We start from the raw sequence: 25,452 nt of genomic DNA, 5'->3' as shown, positions 1-25,452 counted from the left end.
GGGGTCCTGGGGGAAGTCGGCCTAGACCGTGCCGGCGGGGACCTGGCCCAGCTCCGCGCGGCGCCGGACGACGGAGTCGGCGATCTCGCCGCTGCGCACGGCGATGTTCGAAAGCAGCGACGACGTCAGGCCGTGCGTGTGCTCGGTGCCGCCCTGGAGGTAGATGCCGCAGGTCAGCTCGGGCCCCGTGACCACGCGGTAGTCACGCTCCACGCTGTGCTGCCCCTGCTCGTCGCGCCGGCAGAAGCCGTCCAGGTCACCGAGCAGGCCGGTGGCGTCCATGGTGCTGTAGCCGGTCGCGAAGACGAGCGCGTCGACGTCCATCTCGTGCTCCGTCTCGCCGTCGAGCAGCGAGTGCAGGACCACGCGCGTGTCGCTCCCGGAGCGCTTCACCTCCTTGACCCGGGTCAGGTTCAGGAAGTGCAGGCGCTTCTCGCCGGCGACCTCTTCCTCGTACGAGCGCCGGAACAGCTCCCGGATGACGTCGGTGTCCACCACGGAGTAGTTCGTGTTCTTGTGGTAGCGCCAGAACGCGTCCCGGGTGTTCTCGGTGCCGAAGTAGTAGTGGTCCACCGCGGCCGGGTCGAAGACCTGGTTGGCGAAGGGGGTGTCGTCGGCGACGGAGTAGCCGTACGACGGCAGGATCGCGGACACCTGCGCGTGCGGGAGCATGTCGTGCAGGTACTTGGTGATCTCGGCCGCGCTCTGGCCCGCGCCGACCACGGCCACGTTCCGCAGTTCCTCGGGCTTCATCTGCCCGTACTTCGTCAGGAACTCCGAGCTGTGCCAGACGCGCTCGTCGCTGCTCATGCCCTCCGGCATGCGCGGCACGAGGCCCGTGGAGACGGCGACGTTGCGCGCCTTCACCACGCGGGTCGCACCGCTCGTGGTGTCCCGGACCACGATGTCGAGATGCTGCTCCGCGCCCGTTCCCGCGTCCTGCGAAAGGCGGATCTCGGTGACTTCCGTGTTGTACGTGACGCGGTCCCTGAAGCCGGCTTCCGCCCATTCCAGGTACTGGTGGAACTCCTGCCGGGTCGGGAAGAAGTCCTGATTGTTCACGAACTGCACAAGGCGGTTCGAGGCGTGCAGGTACGACACGAAGCTGTACCGCGAGAGCGGATTGCGGAAGGTGGCCAGGTCCTTCAGGAACGAAATCTGCATCGTCGCCTGCGGAAGGAGCATGTTGCGGTGCCAGCCGAACGCGGCCTGCCGCTCGAAGAAGGCCGCGGTGACCGGCTTGTCCCCCGCATTGGCCTGGTGTTCTTCGATGGCGATGGCCAGCGACAGGTTGGACGGGCCGAACCCGATGCCAACGATGTCGTATATCTCGTGTTCACGAGTACCCATAGATAATCTCCCGCTGGTGTAGCTTCGACAGGGACTTCCGCGTCTTCGGTGAGGTAGTTGCGGTTACCCAAGAGGACCTGATTCTGAGATGCCGTCAACTCTCGTTCCTCAGATCCGCCTTATGGTCTCGAACATCTCGACCGGTTGGTCCGGGAGATACGCATTGAGTATTGCGCTGGAGAACACCGCCACGCCAACTTAGAGGGGCCGGACGGACCTTTCAAGAGGACCAGGCCGCACCGTGAGCCGGGCGACGTTGTCCCGCCGACGGGACAGCCGAGCCGCTCGTCCGTAGTTTTTGGTCGCTCTCCGCCAATGCGTAGGTGGCATGGGCAACTTGGCACCGTACCGTGAGTGAGATGATGAAAGGGTGAGCTCCGGATGTTCGTTCCGAGCCAGTACCGCCAGCCGGACAGTTCGTGGATGGTCGACCTGATCCGCGGCAATCCGTTGGCACTGTTTGTGAGCAACGGCAGCACCGAGGCGGGGCCGTTCGCCACGCATCTGCCGGTCATCAAGGATCCGGAGTGGACCGGCGAATGGTCCGAGGACCTGTCGGGCGCCCGGCTGATCGGCCATATGAACCGGGCCAACCCGCACTGGAAGGCGCTCGAGTCGGGCACCGTGAACCTGCTCACGTTCACCGGGCCGCACGGCTATGTGTCGCCGACGGTCTATCAGAAGACGCCCGCCGCACCGACCTGGAACTTCACGTCGGTCCATGTGCACGGCGTCGTGGAGAAGATCGAGGGCATCGAGAACACCCTGGAGGTCGTGAAGGCCACCGTGCGGGCCTACGAGGGCGACTTCGGCGCCGGCTGGGACATGTCCGAGTCCCTCGACTACTTCCGGAAGATCGTGCCCGCCGTGGGCGCGTTCCACTTCAAGGTGACGGGCGCCGAGGGCATGTTCAAGCTCAGCCAGGAGCAGCCTGACGAGGTGCAGGAGCGCGTGCGCAGCTCGTTCGGCGGGCGCGAGTGCACCCGGTACCAGGCCGCGGCCGAGCTCATGGGCAAGCTCCCGTAGGGCGCGGACGCGACATGCGGGGCCCGCACTCCCCAGGAGTGCGGGCCCCGTGTGTGGATACCGTCAGTTGACGGTCAGTCAGGCACTGATGCCCGCCTTGTCGTCCGCTTCCTCTTCCTCGACGAGGGCGCGCTCGGCCGCGTTGTCGAGCGTCGCGAGGACCCACTGCTCGAAGTCGATGCCCGACTGCTCCGCGGCCTTGTGCCACCACTGGAGCCTGCTGCCGGGCACGGCGAGCCGCCGCATCGTCTCGGGCGTCTGCGTCCCGTCACGCGCCTCGTCCTCGCGCGCGAGCCGGATGGCGCTGCGCAGCTGCTTGGTCGTCCACTGCATCTGCTCGGCGCGGTCCAGCCACAGCTCCTGCTCGTCGATCGGCAGGGAGGCCAGCTCGGCGTGGTGCTGGAAGCTCAGCGCCGCGCGTCGTCGGCTGAAGTCGAAACGCCGGGAGACCCATGCGTAGTTCCGCAGCGTCTGGTACTGCAGCCCCGCCGCACGGATGCCGCGCTGGTAGCGGTCGGTGTAGTGGTCCTTGCCGTATACCAGCCAGTCCCCCAGCCACCAAGAAGAGGAGTTTACGATTCCGGAGAGCTGGCGTCCGGCCCGCTCCCAGTCCTCGAAGGTCAGCCCGACCGGCATCTGCAGGCCCACCTTGGTTGTCAGGACCTGGCCACGACGCTCGTCCACTCTGCGCTGTCGCGGCATCGCCTGCGCGGTGCGGCGGAACAGCACTACCTTCGAGTCCTCGAGGTCGCTGACCTGGTTCGTCATCATGCCTCCATGTGAATGAACTTCGTACGGACGCAGGCGTAACAGACCGCATCCGAACGGGAAAAGGCCATGCGGGTATGGCCGCCGTGTCCTGATCCGTCATGGATCGGTCGCCTTCGCGCATCGCGAGGCGCAGGCAGGCCAATGAATCACAGCCGATCGGCCGGATGAGAGCTCTCGCAAGCCACTCGCCGAGTCGGGTCGTCAGAATTCCGTCAACATTCCGTCAACTCGCAGATGGACCCGTCGGCGTGGCCGCGTGAGTACATCCCGCCGCCGGGCCGCCCTCATTGATCGAGGCGGCCGCCGGCACAGAGCACGGGCAGGTCCGGCCGTTCGGCGCATCCTTCAGGACTGCGCGGAAGGCATTCAGTCGGCATGTGTGTGGATACGTACATCAACTACTCGCCCCGTTCAACTACTCGCCCCGTTTCGCCTCGACCACATCTTCCCTGCCATCGGTGCGGCGACGTGTCCCCCGTCGGCACCGATGCCCCGGTTTCGTAGTGGTCTCTTCCAAAGGCCTACCCGAGTAGAACCCGGCACCTGTTGGAGATTCAAGGAAGAGGCTGTCGCTCGTCGCGACTTTTCGAAGTTCGAACAAGATAGCCCAGCTTCGCTATCCCTGTCCTGGTGTGACGCGGCTCTCTCCAGGACCCTCGGGGCGACGCTTTACCGATCAACTTCCGCCATCTGCAGTATGAGTTCGGCCAACCATCCGGTGAAGCGGAACAGTTGCAGACGAGAAGGGGACGTACAGGGGACCGGAGCCTGTCGTCGGGGTTGCAGATCCGAACTCTGCAAATGGTGACGATCCGTCACCATTGAAGCCAGATAGCCGAATCCTCGATCCGTTAGGGAACTCTAGCATTTTCCATACGAACTTTTAACGCCGTTGCGCGACAACCTTCTCGGGAGATCGCAGTCGCCCCATCCACCGCCATCGTTCCCCGGCCTATGCGGAGTTCGGCCGATACCGGTGGATGGCGAGGTCCGGGGCGCGGCGAGAGCGGTAGCGGAGCCTTTCGCGGGACGCATGGAGCCGTCCGTGAAGGAACCGTGGAGGAACGTCAGAGGAACCGTCGGTTGCCGGAACGAGGCCTACCGGGGCGCGTTCGGAGCACATTTCCCCGCCCCGCGCCCCTCAGAAGTCATCGGAGCACTCACCGGCGACCGGCCGCCCGTGCACCACCGGCCGCGCCACACACACCCCTTGCCGCTCCGGACCGCCATCGTCGCCGCTGCGGATGTGCGACGAGCGGCCGGGTGCCCCGGGTTTGCTGGCGCGGTTGCCACACCGGTCACGCCCGCAGCAAGATGGTGCGACGCGCTCTCGGATCCTAGACTCAACGCTCGGCAGCCGCCGCTCAGGGATGTCCGGGAGGGATTGCAGCATGGTTGTGCCCTGCGCATTGCCAATATCGACTCCGGTCAGTGAGGTGCACGGCCCTCAACTCTCATCGCCCTTCGGAGACTTTACAGACCGGGTATTCCAAAACCTGCGCCGCTCCGATCAGCGCAAGTGGGCGGGGGCCTATCTGGCGGGGCTGCTCATCACTCCCGGCAAGAAGTCCGTCCGCCGCCTGGCCGGAGCCGTCTCGGCCTCCCCCACCGCGGTGCAGTCCCTGCGCCAGTTCGTGAGCCTCAGCCCCTGGGACTGGGACCCGGTCATGCACGAGCTCACCCGCTGGGCCGAGAGCCACGGCCCCGCCCCCACGTGGGCGATCGGCCGCGCCGTGCTGCCCAAGCGCGGCGACCGCTCCGTGGGCGTGCACCGCTACTTCGACCCCGCCACCGGCCGCACCCTCAACTGCCAGCTCGGGCTCGGCGCCTTCCTGTGCATCGGCGCCCTCCAGGTCCCGGTCGACTGGCGCCTGCTGCTGCCCGCGCCGTGGACCGAGGACGCGCAGCTGCGCCGCCGCGCGCGCATCCCGGACGAGGTGCGCTACCGCCCCCTGTGGGCCCAGGCCCTGGACCTGGTCGACACCCTGGAGGCCCGGACCGAGCCCACCTCGGCGCCCGTCGTCGCCGACATGAGCGACGACCCCGACGTCGGGCTCTTCCTGCGCGGACTCAGCCAGCGGGCGCGGGACTTCGTCATCGCCGTCCCGCAGCACCTGAAGGTCCTGCCGGTGGGCGAGCGGGCGCAGGGCGGCCCGGAGCCGGTCAGCGCCCGGGCCCATGTGGCGTCGGGCCATACCGACACGGTCCTCGTGACCGCTCCGGACGGGCGGCGGCAGAACCTCCGCGTGCAGTCCGTGCTCGTCCGCCTTCCGGGCGAGCGGGCGGGCGCCACTCCCGAATATCCGTACCGGCTGTTCACAGAGGTGCTTCCGGAAAGCCGGTCGGGGGCCATGTGGATCACGAGCCTCACGCACCGGCAGCTCGACAACGTTGCCTCTCTCGCCGCGCATCGCACCGGCACCACCACCGCGGTCGCCGGCATGGAACGCCACTTCGGGCTCCTCGACTTCGAGGGCCGTTCCTTTCCCGGCTGGTATCACCACATGACGCTCGTTTCGTCGGCGTATACCTATCAGCGGCTGACCCACCGGCCCGTTCCGCCGCATCTCCCGTGCTGCCCCGCCCCCCATCCGCGCAATACTCCGGAACGTCTCCATCTGGTCTGATCCGGGCGCCGGTCGCGGGCCCCGCCGTGTGCTTTCGCATTCATGATCCGCATGCGGAATTTCATGTTCATTACAACAGTGTCAATTTGCTCGCCAAGGACACCGCTTGAACGCGTCGGTATTTCGTCAGGGAGGCTTGACACAGGGAGCCGGGGCTTGACAGGGAAAGCACGGGACAGCGGCCGCCGGGAAACTCGGGCCGCATCCGTATCCACGTCCGTATCCGCACACCGCTTGCCCGCGCCCGTGGACGGCTCGCACGCAATTGCGGCACAGGATGTCCGGCGCCTCAGCCCGTATACGGGCGGGCGCCGGCAGGGGTGCGGCCCTGGAGACCGCCGGGGGAGGTCGGTCTCCAGGGCCGCCGAATCGGTTCCGGTGCGCGGCAGCACATCGGACCGAAGCTCGGTCGGGCGCAGCGTGTGCGCCCCCGCGGACGGTCGGGCTCGGTGCTTCTCGGCGTCGCCGACCGTGGCGCGGACTCTGTTGAACTCTGTTGTTCCTCGGCGCCGTGCGCCCGCGTGGCGGCCCGGCTAGTTCACCCAGCCCGTGTGGCGCTGAGCGCCCCCTGGGGGGCGGGGGCCGCGGTCGTCGAACTCGAGCATCGCGGACACGGCGCGGACCAGCCAGGCGTTGACCGAAAGGCGTTCACGTCCGGCGGCCTCCTCGATCCGGTTCTTCAGCTGCTCGGGCGGCCGGAAGTTGATGCGTAGGGTCGGGCCCTCCTCCCCGGTCGCCGTTGCTGGCGCCAATGACACCAGTGATGGCGCCATGCCGTTGCGCGAGCGACCGTACTCGCGGTCGGGCAGGTCACCGAACGGCCGGTCCCGTGGTGGTGGTGTCACCACGAAGGTCGGGTCGAGACCCCGCAGGCGGAGCTCCACCGACCCCGGGGCCAAGTCCCGGGTGATCTCGTCCGCGGCGGCCGACAGGGCGTCGAGGAGCGTGAGCCGGAAAGCGGAGGTCAGCGGCGCGACAAGGCGCTCCGCGAGTTCACGCATCTCCTCGTCACCCCCCTCGACCGCGACCGAAAGCTCCTGGCGCAGGTCGTCGACGTACCGCGCGAGTTCCATGGCGCCATCGTCGCACCACTATGGCGCCATGCGCAAGCGTTCGAGGCATCACTCTCGGATTGGATGACGCTTCCACCATCCCGGCCCCCGGGCGGGAGCGCGGACGGCCCGTCGCCCAGGCGGCCCGCACGGCGCGGCGCCGCTCGCGCGCCACGGCCCCGTACCGGCGTCCGACAACGACAGAGGCCGCATCGGATTCATCCGATGCGGCCTCTGCCTGTCGACTTCGCAAAGTCGGGACGACAGGATTTGAACCTGCGACCCCTTGACCCCCAGTCAAGTGCGCTACCAAGCTGCGCCACGTCCCGTTGCCCGTGTGACCTGGGGTTTCCCCTGGCCGAACGCGCACCGAAACAATACCGCACTCCGGCCGGTGATCGCTCCCGCCTTTCCGACGCTTGACCTGAACCTCGGTTTAGGTTGCAGGCTCGTCGGCATGACGACCACAACGGAGCGCACCTTCACGTATGCGGACCTGCCCGGCCTGATGGGCCTGATGACGGGCGACGAGAAGCACGGACCCGCCGCGACGTCGACGCTCGACGCGCTGTGGGTGCTCTACGACCGCGTGTTGAGGGTCACACCCGACCGCGTCGACGACCCGGGGCGCGACCGGCTCCTGCTCTCCAAGGGGCACGGGCCGATGGCGTACTACGCGGTCCTCGCCGCCAAGGGCTTTCTGCCCGTCGACTGGCTGGCGGGCTTCGGGGCGTACGACTCGCCGCTCGGCCACCACCCGGACCGGGTGCTCGTGCCGGGCGTGGAGATCGGCAGCGGCTCGCTCGGGCACGGTCTGCCCCTCGCGGTGGGCACGGCCCTCGGCCTGAAGGCCCGCGGCCTCACCGACCCACGGGTGTGGGTGCTCGTCGGCGACGCGGAGCTGGACGAGGGCAGCAACCACGAGGCCATCGCCTACGCCGGGGGCACGGGCCTCGAGCTGCTGCACACCGTCGTGATCGACAACGCGTCGGCGAGCTACGCGCGGCCCGGCGGGATCGCCGCCCGCTTCGAGGCGGCCGGCTGGTCCGCCCTGACCGTCGACGGGCACGACCACGACGCGCTGTACGAGGCCTTCACCGCGCCGCATCCCGGGCGGCCGCACGTGGTCGTGGCACGCGTCGAGCCCAGCTAGTCCGCGGCCGGGCCGAGGCCCGCCCGGCCCCTCCGCCCCCCGTCCCGCTTCCTCCTTGCCCCCGTCCCGCTTCCTCTTTGCCCCCCCTTCCTGCCACCACCCGCCTCCCTCTCCCCCAGCCCCCCGACTCCGGAAGGACCCCCTCATGGACACCATGCGTGACCGCTTCACTCCTGTGCTGACGCGGATGCTCGACGAGGACCCGAACGTCGCTCTCGTCCTCGCCGAGATCGGTGTGGCCGCGTTCGACGAGGCGCTGCGCAAGCACCCGGACCGGGCGATCAACGTCGGCATCCGTGAGCAGCTGCTCATCGGCACCGGTGCCGGGCTCGCGCTCGCGGGTCTGCGGCCCGTCATGCACACCTTCGCGAGCTTCCTCGTGGAGCGGCCCTTCGAGCAGCTCAAGCTGGACTTCGGGCACCAGAACGTGGGCGGTGTCCTGGTCAGCGCGGCGGCGTCGTTCGACTGGCCCGAGGGCGGGTACACCCATATGTCGCCGGGCGACGTCGCGCTCTTCGACACGCTCGACGGCTGGACCGTGCACGTGCCCGGCCACCCCGACGAGGCCGAGACGCTGCTGCGGCACGCGGTCGGCCCGGGCACCGGCAAGGACGACAAGGTGTACGTCCGCCTGTCCGTGCAGAGCAACGCGGCGCCGATGCCCGTCGACGGCAAGCGCTTCCTGACGGTGCGCGAGGGCCGGGGCGGCGTCGTGGTCGCGGTCGGGCCGATGCTCGACCAGGTGCTCGCCGCGACCGAGGGGCTCGACGTGACGGTCCTCTACGCGACGACGGTGCGCCCCTTCGACGCGGACGCGCTGCGCCGGGCCGTCGGGTCCACCGCCGACGTCGTGGTCGTCGAGCCGTATCTGGCCGGCACGTCGACGGCCGCCGCGAACGACGCCCTCGCCGACGTCCCGCACCGCATCCTCGGCCTCGGCGTGGGCCGCCGTGAACTGCGCCGCTACGGCCGGTTCGACGAGCACCTGCGCGCGCACGGCCTGGACGCCGGGTCCCTGCGGGAGCGGATCAGCGGATTCCTGGGCGAGCGCGTGGGAGCCGGGGCCTGAGCCCTGCGGCGGGGCGGCGGGTCATCCGGCGGCGGGCACCCCCAACTCCGGGTACGCGTCCAGGAGACGCGTGGGGGCGGCCTGCCGCCAGGAGTCGGCGAGGATGTCGCTCAGCTCCTCCTTGTCGAGGGATCTGAGGCGCACCCGCACCCAGGCGAAGCTCGCCTCGTGGTCGGCGATCCAGAACTTGTCGGGCTCGGCGAGCACCAGTTCGTCGCGCTCCAGCTTCGGGCAGCGCACGGCGATGGACGTCTCGTCCTCGGGCAGCGTGGCGAACATCTTGCCCGCGACCCGGAAGGTCGGCATGCTCCAGGCGATCTTCTCCGTGGTGTCCGGCAGGGCGAGGGCGGTACGGCGTACGTCGTCGGCGTTGACCTTGTTGACCATGGCAAGAACCGTAGCCAAGGGCACTGACACTCACCCGCCGGGCCGCCCGCGGGCCCCGGCCGCCCGTCAGCCCACGTGCGCGCCGAGCCACTCCGTCAGGTCGTCGTGGACCTCCTCGCGGTTGGTCTCGTTGAGGATCTCGTGCCGGGCGCCCTCGTAGCCCTTCCAGGTGAGGCCGCGCACGCCCGCGTACCGCAGGTCCTCCAGGAGCTCGTACACGAGCGTCATCCCCTGGTTGCAGGGGTCCTGCGTGCCGACGACGACGTGGACGGGCAGGCCGGCCGGGGTCCGGGCGAGGTTCCGCGGGTCGTTGACCTTGCGGACGGCGCGCAGCCAGTCCAGGGAGAGGCCCGCCGAGAACGGGAAGCCGCAGCGCTCGTCGGCGACGTAGGCGTCGACTTCCGCCTCGTCGCGCGAGAGCCACTCGAAGCCGGTGCGGTGCGGATAGGGGTCGTTGAAGGACGCGAAGAGGTCGGGGACGAAGGACGAGCGGGCCGCGGGACCCCGTTCGGCGACCTCGCGCTCCAGGCGGGCGATGCCCGTACCGACCTCGGCGCCGGGCAGCGAGCGGAACGTACCGCACAGGATCAGGCCCGCGAGCCCGCCCCCGTACTCCTGGGCGTAGTCCCGCGCGAGCATCGAGCCCAGGCTGTGGCCGAACAGGACGACGGGGACACCGGGGTGCGGGGCGCGCGCCCGGTCGCCGACGGCCTTGAGGTCGTCGACGATCGCCCGCCAGCTGTCGGAGCCTTCGGCGGGGCCCGCCGTGCCGTCGGCGCCGCGCGTCACCCCGTAGCCACCGGTCGCGGGAGCGGTGGCGCCGTGCCCGCGGTGGTCGGAGGCGACGACGCCGTAGCCGTGGGCGGCGAGGTGGCGGGCGAACCGGTCGTAGCGCAGGGCGTGTTCGGCGGCGCCGTGCGCGATCTGCACGACGGCGCGCGGCCGGCCCGCGGACGGGGGCGGCATCCAGGTGTAGGTGGCGACGGGGACGCCGTCCGGCGCGGTCAGCGGCTCCGCCGTGTACGTGACCGGCGTCCCGTGCGTGGTGTCGTGGTCCGGCATCGGATGTCTCCCCTGTGCGGGTTGCGGTCGGCTGTCCTCGCGAACCCTCCCCCGCGCGCGGGCGGCCCATCCCTGCCGTCCCCCGGGCACGCGGGTTCCCTCCGGCCCATTGACCCTCTGCCGCAGCAGAACCTACGCTGAAGCCGCTTACGGAGTAAGCGCTTTCCATACGCACGCACGACGCCTGCACGACGTACGCACGACGCACGACGCACGCACACCCGGCGACCGGCAGCCGACCCTCCGGACAGGTCCTGGCCCAGGGAGCGCTATGAGTGCCACGCGAAGACGTCCCGTCCCCGGCTCCTCCCCCCGCACCGCCGTCACGGCCGTGCTGGCGCTGGTGATCAGCCTCTGCGTGGTCTGGACGCCGCGCGCCGATGCCGCCGCCCCGGCGTTCAGGGTCCTGGTGTTCTCCAAGGTCACCCATTTCCGCCACGAGTCGATCCCCGCGGGCATCGCGGCGATCGAGAGGCTGGGCCGCGAGCACGGCTTCGAGGTGGAGGCCACCGACGACGCGGCGGTGTTCGCCGACGACCGGCTCGCCCGCTTCCAGGCGGTCGTGTTCAACAACACCAACTCCACTCCGGAGAAGGGCGACCTCCTGGACGCCGAGCAGCGCGCGGCCTTCCAGCGGTACGTCCGCGGGGGCGGCGGCTGGGTCGGGGTGCACGCGGCGTCGGCGAGCGAACGGGACTGGGGCTGGTACGAGGGCCTGGTCGGCGCCATCTTCGACAAGCACCCCCAGGTGCAGCCGGGCCGCATCAAGGTCCTCGACCACGCGCACCCGTCCACGAAGGGGCTTCCGGAGCTGTGGGAGCGCACGGAGGAGTGGTACAACTGGCGCGCCAATCCCACGGGGAAGGTGCACACGCTCGCGCAGATCAAGGTGCGGGACGGCGTCACCGGGCTCGACGAGGGCGTCGACCACCCGTGGTCGTGGTGCCAGAACTACGAGGGCGGGCGGTCGTGGTACACGGCGGGCGGACACGCGTCGTCGGCGTTCCAGGAGGACGGGTTCCTGCGGCACCTCCTCGGCGGCATCCAGTGGGCCGCGGGCGCGAAGGCCGGTGACTGCACCGCCACGAAGACGGGTGCCTTCCAGCGCACCCCGCTCGTCACCAGCGACCTCGCCGACCCCTTCGAGCTCGCCGTGGCGCCGGACCGGCGCGTGTTCTTCATCCAGCGCACCGGCAAGCTGAAGATCGTCGACCAGGAGACGCTGAAGGTCACGACGGCGCTCGACTTCGCGTACACGCCGGACATGACGAGCCAGTCGGACGGCCTTCTCGGACTCGCCCTCGATCCGGAATTCCAGGACAACCACTGGCTCTATCTGCTGCATTCGGACAAGACCGAGAAGCGCATCAATCTGTCGCGGTTCACCGAAGCCGGCGGAAGGGTCGATCCCGCCTCGGAGAAGCGCCTGTTGACGATTCCGACGTGGCGGGGCGAGGGGCGTGCCAATTCCCATATGGCGGGCTCGCTCGCCTTCGACAGGAAGGGTGAGCTGTACGTCGCGACGGGCGACAACACGGACCCGTTCGCGTCGGACGGATTCACGCCGATCGACGAGCGGCCGGGGCGGCGCGCCTGGGACGCGCAGGCCACGTCGGGCAACACCGACGACCTGCGCGGGAAGATTCTGCGGATCACGCCGAAGGACGACGGCACGTACGCGGTCCCGGACGGCAATCTCTTCGCGCCGGGCACGGACCGGACGCGCCCGGAGGTCTACGCGATGGGCGTGCGCAACCCGTTCCGCATCACGACGGACCCGGTCAGCGGCGCGCTGCTCGTCGCCGACTACGGCCCGGACGCGCGCCGTGCCGTGCCCGACCGGGGCCCGGAGGGAACGGTCGAGTTCAACCGGATCACCCGGGCCGGGAATTACGGCTGGCCGTACTGCACCGGCGACAACACCCCCTTCCACGACTATGACTTCGCGGCGCAGACATCGGGTGCCGCATTCGACTGCGGACGGCTCGTCAACGATTCGCCGCACAACACCGGGCTGCGTGCACTGCCGCCCGCGAAGGGCGCGGACGTCTGGTACGCGTACTCCGCGTCCGAGAAGTTCCCCGAGCTCGGCACCGGGGGCGGCGGGCCCATGAGCGGGCCGGTCTACGACTACGACGCGTCGAATCCGTACCGGACGAAATTCCCGGAGTACTTCGAGGGCAAGTGGTTCACCTTCGAGCTGACGCGGCAGTGGTTCAAGGTGTTCTCGATGCAGGAGAAGGACCAGTCGTTCACGGATCCGCGCTTTCCGCCCGCCCGGGCCGGGGACCTCCAGTCGATCAACTCCCTCTTCCCCGACATGAAGTGGAACCAGCCCTTCGATGCCGCGTTCGGTCCTGACGGCGCGCTGTACGTGATCGACTTCGGCCTCGGCAGCGGCACGGGCCGCGGCGGCAGCAACGAGGGCGCGGGCCTGTACCGCATCGACTACGTGGCGGACGGCCGTCTGCCCGACGCCCGCGCGGGCGCGGCGCCGGACCACGGCAAGGCGCCGCTGACCGTGCGGTTCTCCAGCGAGGGCTCGGGCCTGCCGGGCGGCGGGCCCGTGTCGTACGCGTGGGACTTCGACGGGGACGGCGGCACGGACTCGACCGATCCGGACCCGACGCACACGTACACGGAGAAGGGCCGGTTCACCGCCCGCCTCAAGGTCACCGGTCCCGGCGGCCTGACCGCGCTCGCCGTGCGGGAGATCACCGTCGGCAACACCCGGCCCACGGTGACGGTCGAGGAGCCGCCCGACGGGGGGATGTTCCGCTTCGGGGACACCGTGCCGTTCACGGTGCGGGTCACCGACCCGGAGGACGGGCAGCACGGCCGGATCGACTGCTCCCGGGTCGTCGTGCAGTCGCAGCTCGGGCACGACACGCATCTGCATCCGCTGGACAACTACACGGGCTGCGCGGGCGAGATCGTCACGGACACCGGCGACAGCCACGGCCCGGGCCAGAACCTGTACTACGGCATCACAGCCCAGTACGAGGACAAGGGCTCCCCCGGCGTACCGCCCCTGACCGGGTCCGACGCGCTGACGCTGCGCACCTCGCTCCGGGAGGCCGAGCACCGCACCGCCACCGGTGGTGCCCACGGCGGGGCCGTCACCGCCGACCGCCCGGACGCGTCCGGCGGCAGGCGGCTCACGGAGATCGAGCACGGCGACTGGATCGCCTTCGACCCGGTGCACCTGAAGGGCGTCGACTCGGTCACCGTCGGCGCGGCCTCGGGCGGCCTCGGCGGCGACGTCGAGTTCCGTGCCGGCTCCCCCACCGGGAGGCTCCTCGGCAGGGTCACCGTGCCGGACACCGGCGGCTGGGGCAACGTCGTGTCGCCCACCACGCGGCTCGCGCGGCCCGACGGCACCGTCGAGCTGTACGCCGTCTTCACGAATCCGCGGTGGGCCGATGACAAGCCGGACCTGTTCACCGTCGACTGGCTGCACTTCAACGGCCCCGGTGTGGAAAAGCGCCCCCACGCGCGCGTGGCGGTGACCGCCACCCCGGACAGCGGTGCCGCACCGCTCACGGTCGACCTCAGGGGCACGGTGGCCCTCCCGGAGGGGCGGGACGTCGCCTCGTACCACTGGGACTTCGGAGACAACTCCCCACCCGGCACTCCGGAGGGACCGGCCGCCGAACACACCTACCCGCGCGCGGGCGCGTACACCGCCCGTCTGACCGTCACGGACACCAAGGGGGACACGACGACCGGATCGGTCCGGATCACCGTGACGTGAGGTCCGCGCGCTCCGGCCGCCCGCCCGCCGCCTCCGTCGTGTCAGAGGTCGAGCCCGAAGCCCGTCGCCCCGAACTCGGCTTCCAGGAGCTTGTCGAAGAAGGGGAAGGCGGAGTAGTCGTTGGCGACGTGGGCGGCGAGCGTGTGGCTGCCGTCCGGGGTGCCGAGGACGAGGGTGCTGGCGCCCACGCTCGCGCCCGTCGCGCCGCGCAGCCGCTGGCCGTCGGAGAGCGTCAGCTCGTAGACGCCGAGGCCGTAGCCGGTGTTGGCCAGCCAGTGGGCGCCCCGGGTGGACGCGGTGGTCCACATCTCCTTGTGCTGGGCCTGAGGGAGCAGGCTCCCGGTGATCAGCGCGTTGAAGAACACGATCAGCTCGTCCAGGGGTGCCACGACGTTGGCCGCGCCCCAGGCGGCGGACGTGTTGACCTCGGTGGTGTCCAGGGGCGGGAGCTTCGGGTCCTCCAGCAGCGACGGCCAGTTGTCCGGCGTGACCTCCTCGGGGCGTACGCCTTCCCTGAGGAACAGCTTCGAGTACAGGCGGGGGTGGCGGCCCCGGTACCCGGTCTCCGCGCGGTGCCGTACGAAGGTGTCGGTCAGGCCGAGCGGCTTGACGACGGTCCGGTGGACCTCGGACTCGAAGCTGCTGCCGGTGACCGCCTCCACGATCGCCGCGGCGAACGCGAAGCCGCCGTTGGAGTACCAGAACGCCTCGCCCGGCCGGGAGACCGGCGGCTCCGACAGCGCGGCCCTCAGCACGTCCGCGCGCTGCCACACGTCGAAGCGGTGCGCCTGGAAGGCAGAGCGGACGGCGTAGCGGCGCTGCACCTCGACGGCCATGTCCGTGGACGGCAGGCCGCCGGTGTGGGACAGCAGCTGCCGGATGGTGACCTCGGCACCGTCGTGGCCGTTCTCCGCCATCGCGCCCGGCAGCCACTCCTCCACGGTGTCGTCGATGCTCAGCCGCCCCTCGGCGGCCAGCTGCAGCACGGTGGCGGCGGTGTACGCCTGGGAGATGCTGCCGGTGTGCAGGTGCTCGCCGGGTATCCGCACGGCGCCCGCCGTGGCGTCGGCGAGGCCCGCGCAGTCGAACCACGAGCCGTCGCTGTCCTGGATCTGCACGGCGACGCTGGGCGCCCCGCCCTCGCTCACGGACCAGTCGAGGATCTCGCACACCTTGTCGCGCTTGGGGGGCGTGAAGTCTTCCACGTCGCTTCCTTCCACAGGGGAACCGCCCGGCCGCGCAGGGCCGGGCGGTTGCCGGTCTTCCGTTCGGCCCCCACAGTGCGCGGCAGCGATTACAGGCGTCTTATACGGCGCTGATACGGGCTGACACGGGCCGGCACGGGCTGACACGGGAAGGGGTGCGGATCAGCGAGGCGGGGTGCGGGTCAGGGCAGGGCCGCGCTCGGCGTCCAGACGGGCGAAAGCGTCGGCGCGGGACAGCCGGGCGCCCTCGCGGTACGCCGCCTCGTAGGCGGACCCGCCCAGGTGCCGGGTGAGGTCGGCGACCAGTTCCCGCAGCTCCGGATCGCCCTCGTCGAAGGCCCCGCGCAGGGCCTCGCTCATGCCGAGCGCGGTCGCCGCGCCCGCCGGGTCGCCTTCGAGGAAGCGCAGCTGGGCCAGCTGCTGCGCGACCGGGGGGAGGTCACCGACGGTCTGGGCCCCCGCAACCGTCGCGGGCAGCAGCTCACGGGCCCGCACGGCGTCCCCGGCGGTCAGGCTGAGGGACATGCGGGCCGGTGCCAGCCAAGTCTCCCGGTCCGCGCGCCCCTCCCGGTGCGCGATCTCGTCCAGCTGGTCGAGGACCCGCGCCGCCTGTTCGAGCTCGCCCGAGCGACGATACATCTCGGCGCGGCCCTGCATCACCACGAACTCCATGTACCACTGGCCGCGCGCCCTCATCACCTGCTCGGCGGCGTCGACGTCGTGCGCGCCGCCGTGCGGGTCACCGGCGCGTGTTCGCTCGATGGCCAGCTCCATCAGGCCGACGACTTCGTCCTGCGTCCCCAGCCCCGCGATCATCCGCAGCCCCCGCCGCAATGCCGCGATCGCCTTGTCGTGCTCGCCCCTGACCGTGTGGGACCGGGCCACGATGATCAGCGACACCGCCGCCCACCGCCGGTCTCCGACCTCGGTGAACTCGCGGGCCGCGCGCGCGGTCGTGCGGGTGTGGGCCGCCCACTCACCACGACTTCCGGCGATCGCGGCCTCCAGCAGCGACATCTGGGCCCGAGGCCAGGCGTCGTCGGCCGAACGGCTGCGCACCCGGGCCATCTCGGCCTCGACCAGGTCGTCGAGGCCCATCTGGTGGGCGACGTGCAGCGTGACCAGCATCATCGGATACCGCTCCATCGCCCCGGTGTCCACGCAGTCGGTGATCAGGGCGCGCACCTTGTCGGCGTCAGTGGTCGGAGCGTTCTCCCCGACCAGCGCGTCGATGGCGGTGAACGCGGCCCGGGCCGCAGCCGGGAGCCCAGCGCCCAGCGCGAGGGCCGCGGTGACGAACGACTCCGTACGGGCGTCGTAGCGCACCGCAGCCCAGTACGCGTACAGCAGACCGAGAAGCGGTGCAACGGCGTCCCCGTCCCGGTCGTCGAGCGCGGACCGTAGCGCGAACACCAGGTTGTCGTACTCGACTTCGAGGAACATCAGCGACGACACCTGTGCCTGGGTCCGCATCCGCGGCTCGTGCTCGGCGGCCAGCGCGGCGAGGGCGGCTATGAACCGGCCCCGGACCGCCTCCCGTTCACCCGCCCGCGCGAGCTCCTCGGCGGCGAAGGCGCGGATGCTCTCCAGCATCCGATACCCCTCGCCGCTCTGCTCCACGAGCGACTTGTCGACGAGGGAGCCGAGGACGTAGACCACGTCTCCGGGGGCCAGGAGCCGCTCGTCGGCGCAGACCGCCTCGATCGCGTCGACGCCGCCGGCCGCGGGGAAGTACGCGAGGCGCCGCGCGAGGACCCGCTCCCGCTCGGCCAGCAGGTCCCAGCTCCACTCGAACACCGCGCGCAGCGTGCGCTGTCGGGGCTGCGCCTCCCGGTTGCCCGTGGAGAGGAGCCGGAACCGGTCGTCGAGCCGCCGGGCGATCTGGCCGACGGTCATCGAGCGCAGCCGCGCGGCCGCGAGTTCCAGGGCGAGCGGCAGGCCGTCGAGGCGGCGTACGACGTCCACGACCGGGTCGACGGTGGCCGCGTCGAGCGCGAAGCCGGGCCGGACGGCCGTCGCGCGGTCCAGGAACAGCCGGACGGCGGGCGCTTCGGCGACGGTGGCGAGTTCCGCCCGCCCTTCGGGGAGCGGGAGCGGGCCGATGCGGCACAGGGCCTCGCCCATGACCTCCAGTGACTCCCTGCTGGTGGCGAGGACGGTCAGCTGGGGCCGCGCCTGGAGAAGGTGCTGTGCGGCCCGCGCCGCCTCGGCGACGACGTGCTCGCAGTTGTCCAGGACGAGCACGGCGTCGCCCCCGCCGAGCAGTTCGGCGACGCGGTCCAGCGGCTCGGCCGGTCCGCCGCCCATGGCCTGGGCGGTGCCCGAGCTGATCACGCCGAGGATCGCTCCGGCGACCCCTTGGGGGTTCTCGACTCCGGCCAGCGGGACCAGCCAGAGGCGGCCGCCGCGGTACGCCGGGTGCCGGGACGCCGCCTCCACGGCGAGGCGGGTCTTGCCCACACCGCCCGGACCGACCACGGTCACCAGGCGCGAGGTGTCCATCAGCCCGGCGAGCAGCTTCAGTTCGTCGCCACGGCCGACGAACGACGTCAGGGGCTCGGGCAGCCGGCCCGGTACGGGTTCGGTGCGTGTCGACGTCCCGTCCACTTCGCCGCGCAGCACCGCGACATGGGTGCGCCGCAGTTCGGCGGAGGGGCCGACGCCGAGCTCGGCGGCGAGCCTGCCCCGGATGTCCTCGTACGCGGCGAGCGCGTCCGACTGGCGGCCCGACGCGCACAGGGCGCGCATCCGCAGCGCGGCCGGGCGTTCCCGCAGCGGGTGGTCCGCGCACACCGCCTCCAGGTCGGGCAGCGCCTCGGCGTGCCGGCCGAGGCGCAACTCCGCGTCCAGGCGGTCCTCGCGGGCCACCGAGCGCAGTTCCTCCAGGCGTACTCCGGCCGCGTCCGCGAACGGCGCGGCGGACACGTCGGCGAAGGCGGCGCCGTGCCACAGCGCGAGCGCGTCCCCGAGCGTCGCCGCCGCCCGCTCGGTGTCGCCCGCCATCAGCTCGCGTCGGCCGCGGGCGGCGAGGACCTCGAACCGGTGCGCGTCCACCCGGTCGGCGGGCAGCGCGAGCCGGTAGCCCACGGCGAGCGACTCGATGACGCCGGGCTCCGGCAGCGCGCGCCTGAGCCGGTGCACCAGCGCGTGCAGGGTGTTGGTGGTCCCGGCCGGGGACGTGGCCTCCCAGATGCCCTCGATGAGCGCGTCGGTCGACACCGACTTGCCCACGGACAGCGCGAGCCGGGCCAGGAGCATGCGCAGCTTGGCACCCGCGACCTCGACCGGCGCGCCGTCGGCGCCGAACACTCGTACCGGACCCAGAACTTCTATGCGCATCCCCATCGGATCTTCATACGCCATCCTCTGTCCCGCCAGCCAGGCCGGCGGGAGCCCTAGGTGGTGTGCACAAGGAGTTTGTAGAAGTACGTGGTCGGGCACAGCGCGCCCGCCGGGTCGGCCGCGTGGCCGGGGACGACGCCGAGCCGGGTCCAGCCCGCCGAGGCGTACAGGGACTCGGCGGGGCTGTCCGTCCGGGTGTCCAGGAGCAGCAGCGTCACACCCGACCGCGCCGCCTCCCGCTCGGCGAGGGCCAGCAGGGACCGGCCGAAACCCTTGCCCCGGGCGTCGCGGTGGACGAGGAGCTTGACGAGCTCGGCGCGGTGGCGGGCGTTGGGCTTGTCGGCGTGGGCGAGGCTGACGGTGCCGGTGAGCCGTTCGCCGTCGCGGACGGCCCAGGTCGCGACGCGGCCCGCGGTGACGTCCGGGGCCCGGTCGCGCCACCAGCGTGCGGCGCTCTCCCGGTCGAGGCCCGCGAGGAAGCCGACGGACGCGCCGTCGTCCACGGCGTCGACGAGGAGGTCGCCGAGGGCGTCGGCGAGCGCGGCCACTTGTGCGCCACTGAGGCGTTCAACGATGTGTCCGCCGCTCAGGCGCGCCACGGTGTGACCGCCGCTCAGGCGCGCCGCGGTCTGTCCGTCGCCGAGGCGTTCCCCGGCTTGCCCTCCGCTGCGGCGCTCCTCGGCGATCTCGCTGGTCATGGTGTCACCACCAGGAGCGCGTACCGCACGGGCCGTTCGTCCCGGCACCGGAAGCGCGTGGCGCCCCACACCCGGAAGCGCAGGCAGTCCCCGGCCCCGAGGGTGTGCGTCACGTCCCGCTCGGTCACGTCGAGGGCGCCCTCCAGGACCCAGAGGTGCTGTTCGAGGCCGGGCACCGGCGGCCGGTCGTACGCCAGGTCGGCGCCCGGCGCGAGCGTGCCCTCGACGACCTCGCCGCGCATCCCCGCGAGCGGCGGGGACACGGAGCGGCGCGTGAACCCGGACGCGGCGTCCGTCCACACGGCCTGGTCGGCGGCGCGCAGCACGTGCGCGGGCTCCGCCTCGACCTCGCTCAGGAGCTGCGACATGGTCCGGCCGTAGGCGCCGCACAGCCGGTTCAGGAGGCTCGCCGTCGGGCTGATCTCGGCGCGCTCGGCCCGCGACAGCGTCGACCGGCTCACCCCGCTGCGGTCCGCCAGCTCGCCCAACGACCAGCCGTGCTCGGCCCGCAGCCCGGCCAGGCGGGCGGCGAGCCGGGCGTCGACGTCGGTGACACCCTCTTCAATGCTTCCCATATTCGAGACTATATCCCAGATACGGGATGAAGGACTGGGGCAGGTGGTCAGTCGTGGGCTCCGGCCGCCCCCAGCAACTCCCTGATCCGCCCCGTCGCCGCCCGGAACTCCGGCGTCGCGAGCGTGGCCGCGTACTCCCGCCGCCGGGGAAGGCCGACGTCGATGACCTCGGTCACCGTGCCGGGGCGTGGGCTCAGCACGACGACGCGGTCCGCGAGGTAGACGGCCTCGGGGATCGAGTGGGTGACCAGGAGGACCGTCGTGCCGGTCTCGCGCCAGACGCGGTGCAGCTCGACGTTCATCTGCTCGCGCGTGAGGGCGTCGAGCGCGCCGAACGGCTCGTCCATGAGCAGCACCGGCGGCTCGTGCAGCAGCGCGCGGCACAGCGCGACCCGCTGCTGCATGCCGCCCGACAGCTCGTGCGGATAGGCGTCCTCGAAGCCGTCGAGCCCGGTCACGTGCATCAGTTCGTCGGCACGCGCGCGTGCCCGTGCGCTCGGCATCCTGCGCATCTCCGCCTGGAGCAGGATGTTCCGACGGGCCGAACGCCATTCGAGCAGGGCCGCGCGCTGGAAGACGAACCCGATGTCCCGGCGCGGCCCGCGCACCGGCTCTCCGCCGAGCACCACCTGGCCCGCCGACGGCGCGAGCAGCCCGGCCACCAGCTTGAGCAGCGTGGACTTGCCGCAGCCCGAAGGGCCGACGAGCGCGACGAACTCGCCCGCGCCGACGTCGACCGAGACGTCGCGCAGCGCGGTGACGTCCTTCCGCTTGGTACGGAAGCGGACGGCGACGTCGGTGAGGCGGACGGCGGAGGCGAAGGCAGTGCGTCGCGCACCGACCACTGCTGCGTCCTTGCCCATGGCTCAGCCCCTGATCCCGTTGGCGGCGTCCCAGTAGTCGGAGACCGGCTTCGCGCTCTCGACCAGGCCCGCGTCGGCGAAGACGGCGATGGTCCGCTTCCAGTCGGCCTCGGTGTTGACGCCGGGCGCCCTGCCGCGGGTGGCGTCGGTGTGGAGCAGCGTCAGCGTCGTCCTGAACTGCTCCGCGAGCACGCCCTGCGGCGGCAGTTGCCCGGAGGCGCCATCCATCGCGGCGACCGCGGGCTTCGGGGCCTGCTCGGCGGCCGCCCAGGCCTCGCTCACCGCCGCCGTCATGCGCCGGGCCACGTCGCCGCGGCGCAGGGCCTTCGGACCCGCGATCAGGCCGTTGGAGTAGAAGTTCAGGCCGTGCTCGGAGAAGCGCAGGTACGAGACGTCCTTCTTGGCCTTGTTCCGCATGATCGGGCCCTGGTCGCTGGCGTAGCCGAGCAGCGCGTCCGTACGGCCCGACATCACCGCGGCGATCTTGCCCGCCGGGTCGGTGTTCCGCACCTTGACGTCGTCCAGGTCCATGCCGTTCTTCTTCAGGAAGACCGGAAAGGTCTTGGTGAGCGCGTCGCCCGCCGTGCCCGCGATCGTCCTGCCCTTGAGGTCGGCGGGTGACGCGATGTCCTTGTCGGCGAAGTACTGCACGGACGCGGGCGTGGTCTGCAGGAAGACGCCGAGGCTCTTGACCTCGACGCCCCGGTCGACCCCGGCGAGCACGGCCGGGGTGTCGGCCCAGCCGAAGTCGGTCCGCCCTGCGCCGGTGGCCTGCACGGTCTTCTGCGAGCCCTGGCCCGCCCTGATGTCCAGGTCGATGCCGTGCTTCTCGAAGATCTTCCGCTGCTTGCCGTAGTAGAACGGCGCGTGCTCGCCGTACGGATACCAGTTGAGCGTCAGCGTCACCTTGTCCAGCTTCCTGCCCGAGTCGCTGACGGTCGTCCTGTCGTCGCCGCCGCAGGCCGTCGCGGTGGCGGAGACGGTGACGGACACGAGGAGCAGCGGGAGGAGTCCGGTGAGGGGGCGGATTCTGCGCGGCGCTTGCATGGGGCGGCCCTTCTCGCGTGCGGCGGACGGGACTTGACGGGGGCTCGGCTGGGGCGGTGGACCGGGGTCAGAGCACGGTCGTGGCGGCCGCGCCACGGCGGCTGGCGTGCCACGGGAGCAGCAGCTTCTCGGCGGCCTCGACGAGGACGAAGAGGACCACGCCGATCAGCGACATGACGAGCAGGCCCGCGAACAGCATCGGGGTGTCGAGGTTGCCGTTGGCCTGCAGGATCACAAAGCCGAGGCCTTCGTCGGCGCCGACGAACTCCCCGACGACGGCGCCGGTGACGGCCAGCGTGACGGCCACCTTCAGGCCGGAGAACAGATGCGGGAGCGAGGCGGGCAGCCGGATCTTCAGGAAGGTCTGCCAGGGCCGCGCGCCCATGGTCGCGGAGAGCTGGAGCATCTCCGGGTCCACCGACTTCAGGCCGGTGACCATCGAGATGACCACCGGGAAGAAGGCGATGAGGACGGCGATGACGATCTTCGGCGCGATGCCGAAGCCGAGCCAGACGACGAACAGCGGCGCGATCGCGATCTTCGGTACGACCTGGGCGAACAGCAGGATCGGGTACAGCGTCTTCTCGACGGTCGTCGAGTACACCATGATCACGGCACTGAGCACACCGACGCCGACCGCGATGAGGAAGCCGAGCACGGTCTCGTACGTGGTGACCCAGCCGTGTTCCCACAGGTAGCCGGGCTTGTCGAGGAGAACGTCGAAGGTGGCGCCGGGCGAGGGCAGGAGATAGGGCTCGACCCAGTCGGCGGCGGCGATCACCCACCAGGCCCCGAAGCAGACGGCGAGCAGAGCGAGCGGCCGCCAGCTGTTCTCGGCCAACTCTGCGCCACGCCAGCGCAGTCCGGGCCGGCGCCGCTCGGCAACGCCCGCCGGGGCGGGGGACGCGGGGGACGACATGGAGTACGAGACGCGCTGGCTCACGGTGAACTCCCTTGGAGTTGCTGCCGGAACAACCTGAGAAAGCGCTTTCTGATGCGGCGTAAGCACGCTAATGACTGGCCGAGCAGGGGGTCAAGAGGTCGGACAGGAATCCGGGTGCCCTCAGTCCTCCGCGGCGGCGTCCCGCAGCGCGTCGAGCACCGGAGTGATCAGCGGATGCTCCTCGGCCCCGCACCGCACGGCCGCGAACACCCGTCGCGTGGGCGCGATCCCGTCCACGGGGCGGATCACCACGCCCGCCACGTCCATGCCCCGCAGGGCGGACCTGGGTACGAGGGCCACCCCGGCCCCTGCCGAGGCGAGCGCGACGACCGCGCGGAAGTCATCCGACGTATGCTCCAGATCCGGCTGGAATCCGGCCTGTTCGCAGGCGAGGACGACCACGTCGTGGCAGGGGTTGCCGGGGAACGGTCCGATCCACGCGTCCTTGGCGAGGTCGGCGAGGGGCACCTGCCCGGAGTCGGCGAGCGGATGCGCCACCGGCAGCACCGCGTCGAACGGCTCCACGTACAGCGGCACCCGCGTCAGCCGCGCGTCGTCCGCTCCGGGCGCGCCCCGGTACTCCACGGCCACGGCCACGTCGATCTGCCGGTCAAGCACCATCGGCAGGCTCGCGTCGCCCTCGGCGTCCTGGACGCGGACCCGGATGCCGGGCGCGGTCGCGGCGAGCCGCGCGAGGGCGGGGGCGACCACGAGGCCGATCCCCGTCGCGAACGACGCGAGCGTCACCGTCCCGGCGGCGCCCGAGCTGTACGCGGCGAGCTCGGCCTCGGCGCGCTCCAGCTGGGCGAGCACGGCGTTCGTGTGGGCGAGCAGGATCTCCCCCGCGGGCGTGAGCCGCACGCCCCGGGCCGAGCGCTCCACCAGGCGGTGTCCCGTCTCCTGCTCCAGCGCGGTGAGCTGCTGGGACACGGCGGAGGGGGTGAGGTAGAGGGCGGCGGCAGCGGCCGTCACCGTACGGTGGTCGGCCACCGCCCGCAGAATATGCAACCGCCGCGCCTCGATCATGACGGCCATTCTTTGCGCCCCCCCCCCCCCCCCCCGGGGGGCCCCCGGGTAGGGGCCCCGCCCGGGGTTGGGGGGGGGGGCCCACCGCCGCAGGGGCGCGGTCTTTTCCCGCCCGCCGGTGTTTGGTGCACGTGGCGCCACGCGGCTTTGTGGGGGGGGCCCCTGGGGGCGCAGCCCCCTGGTTCAGGAAGGGGCGCCCGCGCGCGGAGCGCGCTGATGGATGCAGTGGGGCGCCCCCGCGAGGGAACCGGCCTACGCCCCCGTCCCCTCCAGCTCAGCCCGCGCAGCGATGAACGCGTCGACCGCCCGGTCCACATCCTCCGTCGAGTGCGCAGCCGACAGCTGCACCCGGATGCGCGCCTGCCCCTGCGGCACCACCGGATACGAGAAGCCGATCACGTAGACACCGCGCTCCAGGAGCAGCTCGGCCATCCGCGCCGCCTTCGCGGCATCACCGATCATGACGGGCGCAATGGCGTGGTCGCCGGGCAGGACGTCGAAGCCCTCGGCGGTCATGCGGGACCGGAAGAGCGCGGTGTTCGCGGCGAGGTGCTCGCGCAGGTCACCGGCGGACTCCAGGAGGTCGAGGACCTTCAGGGACGCGGCCGCGATCACGGGGGCGAGCGTGTTGGAGAACAGGTAGGGCCGGGAGCGCTGGCGCAGGAGCGCGACGATCTCGGCGCGCGCGGCCACGTACCCGCCGGACGCGCCGCCGAGCGCCTTGCCGAGGGTGCCGGTGATGATGTCGACGCGGTCCATGACGCCGTGCAGCTCGGGCGTGCCGCGCCCGCCGGGGCCGACGAAGCCGACGGCGTGCGAGTCGTCGACCATCACCATGGCGTCGTACCGCTCGGCGAGGTCGCAGATGTCCGTCAGCGGGGCGACGTAGCCGTCCATGGAGAAGACGCCGTCGGTGACGATCAGCTTGCGCCGGGCGCCGCCCTCGGTGGCCTCCTTGAGCTGCTTCTCCAGGTCGGCCATGTCGCGGTTGGCGTAGCGGAAGCGGCGGGCCTTGGACAGGCGGATGCCGTCGATGATCGAGGCGTGGTTGAGGGCGTCGGAGATGACCGCGTCCTCGGGGCCGAGGAGGGTCTCGAAGACGCCGCCGTTGGCGTCGAAGCAGGAGGAGTACAGGATCGTGTCCTCCTGGCCGAGGAACGCCGAGAGGCGGGCCTCCAGCTCCTTGTGGACCTCCTGGGTGCCGCAGATGAAGCGCACGGACGCCATTCCGTAGCCCCAGCGGTCGAGCGCCTCGTGCGCGGCGGCGATCACCTCGGGGTGGTCGGCGAGCCCGAGGTAGTTGTTCGCGCAGAAGTTCAGTACGTCGCCAGGTCGGCCGCCCGCGGTAACGGCGACCGTCGCGGACTGCGGCGTTCCGATGACGCGCTCGGGCTTGTGCAGTCCGGCGGCGCGGATCTCGTCGAGGGTGGCGGCCAGGTCGTCGCGTACGGAGTCGAACATGCGGAGGTCCTTTGGGAGTTCGGAGGTCGGCGGGTGGGCGG

At 71.3% G+C, this 25,452-nt stretch carries 19 protein-coding genes and 1 tRNA gene; 5 read left to right on the top strand and 15 right to left on the bottom strand.

Features of this window, described 5'->3' with window-relative positions:
- Positions 1-21: 21 nt before the first annotated feature.
- Complete coding sequence (locus tag ACFWZ5_RS22805; RefSeq protein ID WP_384798105.1) at positions 22-1,350, bottom strand: lysine N(6)-hydroxylase/L-ornithine N(5)-oxygenase family protein; 1,329 nt, start codon at positions 1,348-1,350, stop codon at positions 22-24.
- A gap of 381 nt (positions 1,351-1,731) precedes the next feature.
- Between ACFWZ5_RS22805 and ACFWZ5_RS22800 the strand changes: the two genes are divergently transcribed.
- Complete coding sequence (locus ACFWZ5_RS22800) at positions 1,732-2,376, top strand: FMN-binding negative transcriptional regulator (protein ID WP_384798108.1); 645 nt, start codon at positions 1,732-1,734, stop codon at positions 2,374-2,376.
- A 78-nt stretch (positions 2,377-2,454) separates the two neighbouring features.
- Here the strand turns inward: ACFWZ5_RS22800 and ACFWZ5_RS22795 are convergent, their stop codons facing one another.
- The gene (locus tag ACFWZ5_RS22795) at positions 2,455-3,147 is read right to left on the bottom strand and encodes an LmbU family transcriptional regulator (protein WP_384798110.1); all 693 of its coding nucleotides are present in this window, start codon (positions 3,145-3,147) and stop codon (positions 2,455-2,457) included.
- A 1,436-nt stretch (positions 3,148-4,583) separates the two neighbouring features.
- On the opposite strand from ACFWZ5_RS22795, the gene ACFWZ5_RS22790 reads away from it, so the two are divergent.
- Complete coding sequence (locus ACFWZ5_RS22790) at positions 4,584-5,774, top strand: IS701 family transposase (RefSeq protein WP_384798113.1); 1,191 nt, start codon at positions 4,584-4,586, stop codon at positions 5,772-5,774.
- 533 nt (positions 5,775-6,307) lie between these two features.
- Here ACFWZ5_RS22790 and ACFWZ5_RS22785 read toward each other — a convergent pair.
- Complete coding sequence (locus tag ACFWZ5_RS22785; protein ID WP_384798116.1) at positions 6,308-6,847, bottom strand: hypothetical protein; 540 nt, start codon at positions 6,845-6,847, stop codon at positions 6,308-6,310.
- A 234-nt stretch (positions 6,848-7,081) separates the two neighbouring features.
- Positions 7,082-7,155: transfer RNA gene (locus tag ACFWZ5_RS22780), tRNA-Pro, on the bottom strand.
- A 128-nt stretch (positions 7,156-7,283) separates the two neighbouring features.
- Between ACFWZ5_RS22780 and ACFWZ5_RS22775 the strand changes: the two genes are divergently transcribed.
- Both ACFWZ5_RS22775 and ACFWZ5_RS22770 read left to right on the top strand, forming a co-directional pair.
- Positions 7,284-7,979, top strand: coding sequence for a transketolase (locus tag ACFWZ5_RS22775; protein ID WP_384798119.1), 696 nt, complete (start codon positions 7,284-7,286; stop codon positions 7,977-7,979).
- Between the two features lie 145 nt (positions 7,980-8,124).
- Positions 8,125-9,048: a transketolase family protein gene (locus tag ACFWZ5_RS22770; protein ID WP_384798122.1), complete on the top strand. Its 924-nt coding sequence runs from the start codon at positions 8,125-8,127 to the stop codon at positions 9,046-9,048.
- A gap of 21 nt (positions 9,049-9,069) precedes the next feature.
- On the opposite strand, the gene ACFWZ5_RS22765 is transcribed toward ACFWZ5_RS22770, so the two are convergent.
- Together ACFWZ5_RS22765 and ACFWZ5_RS22760 are read right to left on the bottom strand one after the other, a co-directional pair.
- On the bottom strand, positions 9,070-9,435 hold the full coding sequence (locus ACFWZ5_RS22765; protein WP_384798125.1) for an MmcQ/YjbR family DNA-binding protein: 366 nt from the start codon (positions 9,433-9,435) through the stop codon (positions 9,070-9,072).
- 66 nt (positions 9,436-9,501) lie between these two features.
- Entirely contained in the window at positions 9,502-10,497 is a 996-nt protein-coding gene (locus ACFWZ5_RS22760; RefSeq protein WP_384798128.1) for an alpha/beta fold hydrolase, read from the bottom strand.
- 271 nt (positions 10,498-10,768) lie between these two features.
- Here ACFWZ5_RS22760 and ACFWZ5_RS22755 point away from each other — a divergent pair, with 271 nt between their 5' ends.
- Positions 10,769-14,251 carry a ThuA domain-containing protein gene (locus ACFWZ5_RS22755; protein WP_384798131.1) on the top strand — a complete coding sequence of 1,161 codons (3,483 nt, stop codon included), beginning with the start codon at positions 10,769-10,771 and terminating at the stop codon, positions 14,249-14,251.
- Positions 14,252-14,292: 41 nt separating this feature from the next.
- Here the strand turns inward: ACFWZ5_RS22755 and ACFWZ5_RS22750 are convergent, their stop codons facing one another.
- The 9 genes from ACFWZ5_RS22750 to ACFWZ5_RS22710 all read right to left on the bottom strand — a co-directional run bounded on the left by ACFWZ5_RS22750 (position 14,293) and on the right by ACFWZ5_RS22710 (position 25,411).
- Entirely contained in the window at positions 14,293-15,456 is a 1,164-nt protein-coding gene (locus ACFWZ5_RS22750; protein ID WP_384798134.1) for a serine hydrolase domain-containing protein, read from the bottom strand.
- A gap of 162 nt (positions 15,457-15,618) precedes the next feature.
- Positions 15,619-18,801 carry a BTAD domain-containing putative transcriptional regulator gene (locus tag ACFWZ5_RS22745; RefSeq protein WP_384798137.1) on the bottom strand — a complete coding sequence of 1,061 codons (3,183 nt, stop codon included), beginning with the start codon at positions 18,799-18,801 and terminating at the stop codon, positions 15,619-15,621.
- A gap of 50 nt (positions 18,802-18,851) precedes the next feature.
- Complete coding sequence (locus ACFWZ5_RS22740) at positions 18,852-19,496, bottom strand: GNAT family N-acetyltransferase (protein ID WP_384798140.1); 645 nt, start codon at positions 19,494-19,496, stop codon at positions 18,852-18,854.
- On the bottom strand, positions 19,493-20,071 hold the full coding sequence (locus ACFWZ5_RS22735) for a helix-turn-helix domain-containing protein (RefSeq protein ID WP_384798143.1): 579 nt from the start codon (positions 20,069-20,071) through the stop codon (positions 19,493-19,495). The genes ACFWZ5_RS22740 and ACFWZ5_RS22735 overlap by 4 nt, the downstream gene beginning before the upstream one ends.
- A 47-nt stretch (positions 20,072-20,118) precedes the next feature.
- Positions 20,119-20,934: an ABC transporter ATP-binding protein gene (locus tag ACFWZ5_RS22730; protein WP_384798147.1), complete on the bottom strand. Its 816-nt coding sequence runs from the start codon at positions 20,932-20,934 to the stop codon at positions 20,119-20,121.
- Between the two features lie 3 nt (positions 20,935-20,937).
- A complete protein-coding gene (locus ACFWZ5_RS22725) occupies positions 20,938-21,981 on the bottom strand; it encodes an ABC transporter substrate-binding protein (RefSeq protein ID WP_384798150.1) in 1,044 nt (347 codons plus the stop codon).
- Positions 21,982-22,048: 67 nt separating this feature from the next.
- Positions 22,049-22,900, bottom strand: coding sequence for an ABC transporter permease (locus ACFWZ5_RS22720; protein WP_384798153.1), 852 nt, complete (start codon positions 22,898-22,900; stop codon positions 22,049-22,051).
- 144 nt (positions 22,901-23,044) lie between these two features.
- Positions 23,045-23,950, bottom strand: a complete 906-nt coding sequence (locus tag ACFWZ5_RS22715) for a LysR family transcriptional regulator (RefSeq protein WP_384798156.1) — start codon at positions 23,948-23,950, stop codon at positions 23,045-23,047.
- A gap of 252 nt (positions 23,951-24,202) precedes the next feature.
- Entirely contained in the window at positions 24,203-25,411 is a 1,209-nt protein-coding gene (locus ACFWZ5_RS22710; protein ID WP_384797371.1) for a glycine C-acetyltransferase, read from the bottom strand.
- Positions 25,412-25,452: the final 41 nt, after the last annotated feature.

This window comes from Streptomyces sp. NPDC059003 (genome assembly GCF_042740445.1).
Taxonomy (GTDB): Bacteria; Actinomycetota; Actinomycetes; order Streptomycetales; family Streptomycetaceae; genus Streptomyces.
Note: the sequence above shows the minus strand (reverse complement) of the source record. Positions and strands in the feature narration are given on the sequence as shown.

Excerpts from the sequence above, each read along its gene's own strand:
- ACFWZ5_RS22770 (WP_384798122.1), top strand. The coding sequence starts at position 8,125 with ATGGACACCATGCGTGACCGCTTCACTCCTGTGCTGACGCGGATGCTC.
- ACFWZ5_RS22740 (WP_384798140.1), bottom strand. The coding sequence starts at position 19,496 with ATGACCAGCGAGATCGCCGAGGAGCGCCGCAGCGGAGGGCAAGCCGGG.
- ACFWZ5_RS22735 (WP_384798143.1), bottom strand. The coding sequence starts at position 20,071 with ATGGGAAGCATTGAAGAGGGTGTCACCGACGTCGACGCCCGGCTCGCC.
- ACFWZ5_RS22765 (WP_384798125.1), bottom strand. The coding sequence starts at position 9,435 with ATGGTCAACAAGGTCAACGCCGACGACGTACGCCGTACCGCCCTCGCC.
- ACFWZ5_RS22745 (WP_384798137.1), bottom strand. The coding sequence starts at position 18,801 with ATGGGGATGCGCATAGAAGTTCTGGGTCCGGTACGAGTGTTCGGCGCC.
- ACFWZ5_RS22755 (WP_384798131.1), top strand. The coding sequence starts at position 10,769 with ATGAGTGCCACGCGAAGACGTCCCGTCCCCGGCTCCTCCCCCCGCACC.
- ACFWZ5_RS22760 (WP_384798128.1), bottom strand. The coding sequence starts at position 10,497 with ATGCCGGACCACGACACCACGCACGGGACGCCGGTCACGTACACGGCG.
- ACFWZ5_RS22730 (WP_384798147.1), bottom strand. The coding sequence starts at position 20,934 with ATGGGCAAGGACGCAGCAGTGGTCGGTGCGCGACGCACTGCCTTCGCC.
- ACFWZ5_RS22805 (WP_384798105.1), bottom strand. The coding sequence starts at position 1,350 with ATGGGTACTCGTGAACACGAGATATACGACATCGTTGGCATCGGGTTC.
- ACFWZ5_RS22725 (WP_384798150.1), bottom strand. The coding sequence starts at position 21,981 with ATGCAAGCGCCGCGCAGAATCCGCCCCCTCACCGGACTCCTCCCGCTG.
- ACFWZ5_RS22715 (WP_384798156.1), bottom strand. The coding sequence starts at position 23,950 with ATGATCGAGGCGCGGCGGTTGCATATTCTGCGGGCGGTGGCCGACCAC.
- ACFWZ5_RS22800 (WP_384798108.1), top strand. The coding sequence starts at position 1,732 with ATGTTCGTTCCGAGCCAGTACCGCCAGCCGGACAGTTCGTGGATGGTC.
- ACFWZ5_RS22710 (WP_384797371.1), bottom strand. The coding sequence starts at position 25,411 with ATGTTCGACTCCGTACGCGACGACCTGGCCGCCACCCTCGACGAGATC.
- ACFWZ5_RS22720 (WP_384798153.1), bottom strand. The coding sequence starts at position 22,900 with ATGTCGTCCCCCGCGTCCCCCGCCCCGGCGGGCGTTGCCGAGCGGCGC.
- ACFWZ5_RS22775 (WP_384798119.1), top strand. The coding sequence starts at position 7,284 with ATGACGACCACAACGGAGCGCACCTTCACGTATGCGGACCTGCCCGGC.
- ACFWZ5_RS22795 (WP_384798110.1), bottom strand. The coding sequence starts at position 3,147 with ATGATGACGAACCAGGTCAGCGACCTCGAGGACTCGAAGGTAGTGCTG.
- ACFWZ5_RS22785 (WP_384798116.1), bottom strand. The coding sequence starts at position 6,847 with ATGGAACTCGCGCGGTACGTCGACGACCTGCGCCAGGAGCTTTCGGTC.